The sequence below is a fragment of the Helicobacter sp. T3_23-1059 genome (assembly GCF_053654515.1).
This window is the reverse complement of the sequence record NZ_JBSIUV010000066.1, coordinates 1-8,907: the sequence shown is the minus strand read 5'-3', so window position 1 is coordinate 8,907 and position 8,907 is coordinate 1. Positions and strand designations below refer to the sequence as shown.

At 40.1% G+C, this 8,907-nt stretch carries 2 tRNA genes and 3 rRNA genes; all 5 read left to right on the top strand.

Annotated features, from left to right (window positions below):
- Positions 1-651 precede the first annotated feature (651 nt).
- Positions 652-2,312 (top strand): 16S ribosomal RNA (locus ACWIX0_RS11970).
- Between the two features lie 121 nt (positions 2,313-2,433).
- Positions 2,434-2,510: transfer RNA gene (locus ACWIX0_RS11965), tRNA-Ile, on the top strand.
- A gap of 395 nt (positions 2,511-2,905) precedes the next feature.
- Positions 2,906-2,981: transfer RNA gene (locus ACWIX0_RS11960), tRNA-Ala, on the top strand.
- 819 nt (positions 2,982-3,800) lie between these two features.
- Positions 3,801-7,115: ribosomal RNA gene (locus ACWIX0_RS11955) — 23S ribosomal RNA — on the top strand.
- 449 nt (positions 7,116-7,564) lie between these two features.
- Positions 7,565-7,680, top strand: a 5S ribosomal RNA gene (rrf, locus tag ACWIX0_RS11950).
- The 16S, 23S and 5S rRNA genes sit together here with 2 tRNA genes alongside, the layout of an rRNA operon.
- Positions 7,681-8,907 lie beyond the last annotated feature (1,227 nt).

The window sequence follows — 8,907 nt, the reverse complement described above, 5'->3', positions numbered from 1 at the left end:
ATAAATTTCACAATTTCTACAAATTTTCTACTAAATTCTACCCACTTAAGCAACTCTTAAGCATAATATCTGTATTATTCCCTTTCCCAAATTTTCCCGTGTTTTTTTGCTATTTTTGCTTTTGTGTTAGTTTCGTGCTAGCTTTTTGTTTTTACGCTTTTTCTTATGCGCTTTCTTATGTTTTTAACTATTACATAATTTGCCAACATAAAGTAGTGTATTTACATAGGCTTTCATTTGGGCTTTGTGGGCTTTGATTCGTAAAATCACAGGCTTTATTAGTAAAATCTAGGGATTTGGCGTTATTTTACATTTTTTATCTTTAACTAAACATTGATGAAAAATTGGTAAATGATCTTTGACAACTAAGCAAGATGATAAAGCAAGTAGTTTGCTAAAGCTACTTACATTATCTCTTAAATGTTATTTTTCATACAACTCGACTATGACTTTAATGTTTGAAACACTTGTTTTGTTTTAAAACATTGTTTTTAAACATTATGAGTTAAAGTTTTTGTGATACGAAGTGATAACTTTAAGAGCAAGGATAAGCCTTTCATAATACATTATTTAATTTATGCCCTTATGCCCATTTCCTTATTTAATGGGGTGATTTATACATAAATGGCATAGATTTTATGGGATTTGTTTTTTATGGAGAGTTTGATCCTGGCTCAGAGTGAACGCTGGCGGCGTGCCTAATACATGCAAGTCGAACGATGAAGCCTTTAGCTTGCTAGAGGTGGATTAGTGGCGCACGGGTGAGTAACGCATAGGTAATATGCCCCATAGTCTGGGATAGCCACTGGAAACGGTGATTAATACTAGATACTCCCTACGGGGGAAAGAGGCACTCAAAAATGCCCTTAAAAATGTGTTTGGTGGTGTGTAGAGTGTAATAAGTGTGTGTTTAGATGTTACAAGTTTATATTACATAAATGCAGTAAAATCTAAACACACAATGATTGTGCGATATGTGCTACAAAAGATATGTTTAAGGGTATTTTTGAGTGCTTTTGCTATGGGATTAGCCTATGTCCTATCAGCTTGTTGGTGAGGTAATGGCTCACCAAGGCTATGACGGGTATCCGGCCTGAGAGGGTGAACGGACACACTGGAACTGAGACACGGTCCAGACTCCTACGGGAGGCAGCAGTAGGGAATATTGCTCAATGGGGGAAACCCTGAAGCAGCAACGCCGCGTGGAGGATGAAGGTTTTAGGATTGTAAACTCCTTTTGTTAGAGAAGATTATGACGGTATCTAACGAATAAGCACCGGCTAACTCCGTGCCAGCAGCCGCGGTAATACGGAGGGTGCAAGCGTTACTCGGAATCACTGGGCGTAAAGAGCGCGTAGGCGGGAAAGTAAGTCAGATGTGAAATGCTAAGGCTTAACCATAGAACTGCATTTGAAACTACTTTTCTAGAGTATGGGAGAGGTAGGTGGAATTCTTGGTGTAGGGGTAAAATCCGTAGAGATCAAGAGGAATACTCATTGCGAAGGCGACCTGCTGGAACATTACTGACGCTTAAGCGCGAAAGCGTGGGGAGCAAACAGGATTAGATACCCTGGTAGTCCACGCCCTAAACGATGAATGCTAGTTGTTGTGAGGCTCGTCCTTGCAGTAATGCAGCTAACGCATTAAGCATTCCGCCTGGGGAGTACGGTCGCAAGATTAAAACTCAAAGGAATAGACGGGGACCCGCACAAGCGGTGGAGCATGTGGTTTAATTCGAAGATACGCGAAGAACCTTACCTAGGCTTGACATTGATAGAATCTGCTAGAGATAGCGGAGTGCCACTTTGTGGAGCTTGAAAACAGGTGCTGCACGGCTGTCGTCAGCTCGTGTCGTGAGATGTTGGGTTAAGTCCCGCAACGAGCGCAACCCCCGTATTTAGTTGCTAGCAGTTTGGCTGAGCACTCTAAATAGACTGCCTTCGTAAGGAGGAGGAAGGTGGGGACGACGTCAAGTCATCATGGCCCTTACGCCTAGGGCTACACACGTGCTACAATGGGGTGCACAAAGAGCTGCAATATCGTAAGATGGAGCTAATCTCAAAAACACCTCTCAGTTCGGATTGTAGTCTGCAACTCGACTACATGAAGCTGGAATCGCTAGTAATCGCAAATCAGCAATGTTGCGGTGAATACGTTCCCGGGTCTTGTACTCACCGCCCGTCACACCATGGGAGTTGTATTCGCCTTAAGTCGGGATACTAAATTGGTTACCGCCCACGGCGGATGCAGCGACTGGGGTGAAGTCGTAACAAGGTAACCGTAGGAGAACCTGCGGTTGGATCACCTCCTTTCAGAGAAAAAGCAAGCTATTTGTTTAGCTTGCTAACACCTTGCTTTAAGTCGCAAAAGCAAACAATATGCTTTAGATTCTTGCTTAGTTTTCAGAGATTATTGTCCCATTTGATTCAATATGGGCTTATAGCTCAGGTGGTTAGAGCGCACCCCTGATAAGGGTGAGGTCAGAGGTTCAAGTCCTCTTAAGCCCACCATAGCTTGTTTTTTTGCCTATTTTTGCAGAATTAAAAAGAGTTAAATAAATTTTTGTGTTATTGCCTACTAGGTAACTTCCTTAAAAATTTTATTTAACAATCGCAAAAATAGTCTAAAAGTAACTTCGCTATGAGTGAATGATGCTTTGCGACTAAGCACTAATCGTTTTGTATGTTTTTAGTCATTCCTACTAGCTAGGTAACCCATTTCAAACATACTGCACGATTAGCACTTGTTTATCAAAAATCGTTTATTTATAGCTTTGGGCTTTGCATAACTTATGCAACAATGCCTTTGCCTATGATTTGGTAGTTAATGAGTGAATGTTTTTTGCTTGTGATTAACAAACACTCATTGATATTTGTGGGCTTATGTGGCTTTAGCTTTTTATTAAGGGGAATTAGCTCAGCTGGGAGAGCGCCTGCTTTGCACGCAGGAGGTCAGCGGTTCGATCCCGCTATTCTCCACCATAGCTACTTGCCTTTATGACATATTGCAACGCTTTGCAAATGCGAATTTGAAAAATGCGAGAATATGTTAAGTTGGTTTAAGAGGTTTAAAAGGTTTAAGCAGTTTAAGCTATGTGAAGTGAGGTTAAGCAGAGTTAAGTTAAAGCTAAGTAAAGTTAAGCTAGTTTAAGCAAGTTTAAAAGTTAAAAACGAGTTAAAGCAGTTTTTAAGCAATTTTAAGTGAAATATTGATTTTACTTAAAGTGTTTTTAAGTGTTTTTGCTAGGTGTTTTACTTAACAGTAATTTACTTAAAGCAGTAAAACAGGAGTTTATATATGCTTAAGCTGGTTAAAATTTAGCCTAGTTAGATTTTAGTTAAAACTTAGTCTAACTACATTTTAGTTAAAGTTTAGTTAAGGCTTAGTTATGTCTTGGCATAGTTTAATATGTCTTGATATATTTGTCCTTAATATGTTTTCAAAGTCTAATGCAAGTTTTATTTCATAGAATCTCAACTTAAAGAGATTGATAAATCGTTGATAGATTTGTGTTGATAAGATTTGCATTAGACTTTTAGGCATAGTGCTTTAGTTAGAAATATCCTAGAAATAGCCATATTTTTTAACAAAGCATTGCATAGGGTCTGTGTTATTTGACTTTTCATTGTTAATAGCCTAAGTAAAATAAAACTACAATAACCCTGTTTTATTGTGGTGTAGGTGGTTGGCATATATCTAGTTCCGTATAGATTCTGCTAGCAGGTTTTTGTGTGATATGAAACATACTTAAACCACACGATACACTCAATAAGGCAGTATGTAAGAATACTTAAAAAAAGGCATAAGCTACAATAGAGCAAATGGTGGATGCCTTGGGTAGTAGAGGCGATGAAGGACGCACTAGACTGCGAAAAGCTACGCGGAGCTGTCAAGGAGCTTTGATGCGTAGATTTCCGAATGGGGCAACCCAATGCGTAGTGATGCGCTTTACCTTAAATGGAGCGAACCTAGCGAAGTGAAACATCTCAGTAGCTAGAGGAAAAGAAATCAAACGAGATTCCCTAAGTAGCGGCGAGCGAACGGGGAAAAGGGCAAACCGAGTGCTTGCACTCGGGGTTGAGGACTGCAATATCCACTGCAATGTCTTAGCAGAAAAGTTTGGAAAGACTTATCATAGAGGGTGATAATCCCGTATGCGAAAAGACATTGCTAGGTAGCAGTATCCAGAGTAGGGCGAGACACGAGAAATCTTGCCTGAAGCAGGGGAGACCACTCTCCAACCCTAAATACTACTACTACACCGATAGCGCACAAGTACCGTGAGGGAAAGGTGAAAAGAACCGCAGTGAGCGGAGTGAAATAGAACCTGAAACCATTTGCTTACAATCATTCAGAGCACCATAGTGAGTCCCTTTGAGGAATCTATATTCCTTAATTTTTAATTTAGGATATATGATGAAATACTTATATAACCAAGAAAAAGATAGGTATTACAACAAAAAAGGGAAAGAATTATTTGGTTGTGCAAGGGATAATTGCGAAATACATAGGCTTGGTGGCTGGGGCAATATTAAAGAAGCCACTGCTAAGTTATTAAACATTGTTTCTAAACAAGATGAGGAGATTAAAAGCCTTAAAAACGCTGTTAGTCTGCTAATTTCGCAGAGTGAAATCCAAAAACTTGAGCAACAAAAAATTCTAAGATTTTGAGGCGATTTTAAGGGTTGTGTAGAAAAAATCGAAGCGTAGCATACTCTTTGTATGTGAGCGAGATTTTTTCAAACTCCCTTAAAAGCGTCCAAAAGCTGAATTTACCTTGATTCTTCAAAGGGATTCACTGGTGTGATGGACTGCCTTTTGCATAATGATCCTGCGAGTTGTGGTATCTGGCAAGGTTAAGCACACGCGAAGCCATAGCGAAAGCGAGTCTTAATAGGGCGTTAAGTCAGATGCTGCAGACCCGAAGCCAAGTGATCTATCCATGACCAAGTTGAAGTAAGTGTAACAGCTTATGGAGGACTGAACTCGTGCCCATTGAAACGGGTTGGGATGAGTTGTGGATAGGGGTGAAAGGCCAAACAAACTTGGTGATAGCTGGTTCTCTTCGAAATATATTTAGGTATAGCCTCAAGTGATAGCAATAGGGGGTAGAGCACTGATTGGGCTAGGGCTGCCTACCGCGGTACCAACCCCTGTCAAACTACGAATACCTATTGCCTTATCTTGGGAGTCAGGCGGTGGGTGATAAAATCAATCGTCAAAAGGGGAACAACCCAGACTACCAACTAAGGTCCCAAAGTTCTATTCTAAGTGGAAAATGATGTGAAGTTACTTAGACAACCAGGAGGTTGGCTTAGAAGCAGCCATCCTTTAAAGAAAGCGTAACAGCTCACTGGTCTAGTGATTTTGCGCAGAAAATATAACGGGGCTAAGATAGACACCGAAGTTGTAGATTCTATGCTGGTGCATAGAGTGGTAGAAGAGCGTTCGTATCAGCGTTGAAGCCATATCGGCAAGAAGTGGTGGAGCGATGCGAAGTGAGCATGCAGGAATGAGTAGCGATAAAAGTGGTGAGAATCCACTTCGCCGAAAGTCTAAGGTTTCCTACGCGATGCTCGTCATCGTAGGGTTAGTCGGGTCCTAAGACAAGTCAGAAATGGGTAGTCGATGGAAAATTGGTTAATATTCCAATACCAATAGTAGTGTGCGATGGAAGGACGCATAGGGTTAGGTGAGCTAGCTGATGGAAGTGCTAGTCTAAGGGTGCAGCTTGGAGGATAGGCAAATCCGCCTCTGTATGTCAAACCTCAAAGGCTCTCCAAAGTCTTCGGATAGCGGGGAGAATCACTGATACCGTCGTGCCAAGAAAAGTTTCTAAGTTTAGCTACTATTGCCCGTACCGCAAACCGACACAGGTAGATGAGATGAGTATTCTAAGGCGCGTGAAAGAACTCTCTTTAAGGAACTCTGCAAACTAGCACCGTAAGTTCGCGATAAGGTGTGCCACGCAAGTGGTCTCAGCAAAGAGTCCCTCCCGACTGTTTACCAAAAACACAGCACTTTGCAAACTCGTAAGAGGAAGTATAAGGTGTGACGCCTGCCCGGTGCTCGAAGGTTAAGAGGATTTGTCAGGGGCAACCCAAAGCATTGAATTGAAGCCCGAGTAAACGGCGGCCGTAACTATAACGGTCCTAAGGTAGCGAAATTCCTTGTCGGTTAAATACCGACCTGCATGAATGGCGTAACGAGATGGGAGCTGTCTCAAAGAGAGATTCAGTGAAATTGTAGTGGAGGTGAAAATTCCTCCTACCCGCGGCAAGACGGAAAGACCCCGTGGACCTTTACTACAGCTTGGCACTGCACATGGGAGCATTATGCGCAGGATAGGTGGGAAGCTTTGAAGTCTCTACTCTGGTGGAGATGGAGCTGTCCTTGAGATACCACCCTTAATGTTTCTGTGGGCTAACTGGCTAGAGTTATCCTCTAGCAGGACAATGTCTGGTGGGTAGTTTGACTGGGGCGGTCGCCTCCTAAAAAGTAACGGAGGCTTGCAAAGGTTGGCTCATTGCGGTTGGAAATCGCAAGCAGAGTGTAATGGCATAAGCCAGCCTGACTGCGAGACAAACAAGTCGAGCAGAGACGAAAGTCGGTCATAGTGATCCGGTGATTCTGTGTGGAAGGGTCATCGCTCAAAGGATAAAAGGTACCCCGGGGATAACAGGCTGATCTCCCCCAAGAGCTCACATCGACGGGGAGGTTTGGCACCTCGATGTCGGCTCATCGCATCCTGGGGCTGGAGCAGGTCCCAAGGGTATGGCTGTTCGCCATTTAAAGCGGTACGCGAGCTGGGTTCAGAACGTCGTGAGACAGTTCGGTCCCTATCTGCCGTGGGCGCAGGAGAGTTGAGGAGAGCTGTCCCTAGTACGAGAGGACCGGGATGGACACGCCACTGGTGTAGCAGTTGTTCTGCCAAGAGCATCGCTGCGTAGCTACGCGTGGATGTGATAACCGCTGAAAGCATCTAAGCGGGAAGCCAACTCCAAGATGAACTCTCCCTGAAGGTCGCAGCAAGACTAGCTGCTTGATAGGGTAGGTGTGTAAGCATAGTAATGTGTTTAGCTGACTACTACTAATAGACCGTTTGGCTTATTTCTTTATTAAGTCTTAAGTATTCTACTACTGCCTTATTGAGTGTATCAATAAATAAAGTGGGTAAATGTGGTTTTTAGCAAAAATTAGGTTTAGATTCTATATAGATTCTATGATTTACTTAATATTTTTGTATTTGCATCTTTATGCAAAACTAGGCTATGACAATGATTGATAATTTATCAAAGGCATTGCTTTATGAATGCAGTTGTAAGTTATCTTAATGTTGTTATCCCCAATGGAAAATGGAAATAAGGGCAAAATTTTAGATTCCAATCTTGTAAGAAACCTAAAATATAAATAAATGAGTAAAATCTTTTTTAGATTTTAGGGCATTAAATCCCTAAAAGCGTAGTTTTTTAGGTTTTATAGAAAATGTAGCTTGTTTGTGGTGTTTTTTAGATTCTAGTCCTTGCTAATCTTAGACTAAAGCATTTGCCTTTATTTCCCTTTTCCTTGTGTCTATAGAGAGGAGGACACACCTAGCTCCATTCCGAACCTAGCAGTTAAGCTCCTCTTCGCTGATGATACTGCACTTTGCAAGTGTGGGAATGTAGGTCGATGCAGGGTTAGGGGAAAATTGTTTTTTTACAAATATTTGATACTGCAAAACATTCAAAAAACGCTTAAAAACACTTCAAAATCTTTTTATTCCCTCTTAAATAAACACTACAACAAAAGTATAGCGACTTCTTAAAAAACCTACATAAAGGCTAAAAAACATAAATACTTCTAAAATCTTATTTTTTTAAGATGGCATTTTTGCCTAAAATATTTAAAAAACAAAAAAAACAATAATGTGGCAAACATACTTCGCAAAAATATTTCTATGACAAGATTCTTTCCAACATTCTTTTCAAGATTTTCTATATGTAGATTTTGCTTAAACATTCACAAACTTACATAAGTAGCAAAAATAGCTACAAATTCATAAATAACAACGCAACAAAAATCACAAATCAACCACACAACGATTTTTACAAAACGATTCTAGCATAAAACACCTTTAAAAATCCCTCACACCAAAAATCCTTACCAAAATCCTCTATACAAAAAACTCACCACAAAAACTAAAAAAACATAAAAAGATACCACCAAAAAACTCACACCAACAATCCTGCTTTATCTACTATCCAAAATCCTTTCTAAACGCATTAAAAACCACCCTAAAATGCCTTAAAAACTAAAAAACGCTTAATATATCCACAAAAATACAAGCCAAAATCTAATACACTAAATGCCACAAACACCATAATTACACAAAACCATACGAGCTATTAAATAAAACTAAACATATTCAAACAACACTAAAACGCACAAAAAAACAAAGCAACCAACAACACACAAAAACATATAACAATCAAATACACACAGCCATACCAAGACACACAGCACCGCATAAAACCACACAAAATCTTTCAACCCCATAAAAACTACATTCTACGCAAAACTACATTCCACAAAAGCTACATTTTACACAATAGAGAATCAACACTCATAAAATCACATAAAAACTCATAAAACCGCACAAAACCACATAAAACCAACACTTATTGTTTCATTTAAAATTCGTTTTTTTTTTTTTGTAGGATAATTTTTTTGCACTTTATGTTGTTATCACAATACAAAATGCTCTAAAAATCATATAAAAAGGAGTCAAAATGGCAATGTTTGAAAAAAAGATAATAATAGGTTCAGTAGTAGGGTTTGTAGCTTCGGCTGTAGGATTGATAGCGGTATTTTTCCCAAGTGTGTTTTAATTTGGAGAAAAAATCCATAGCTGAAAAGGCAATGGTT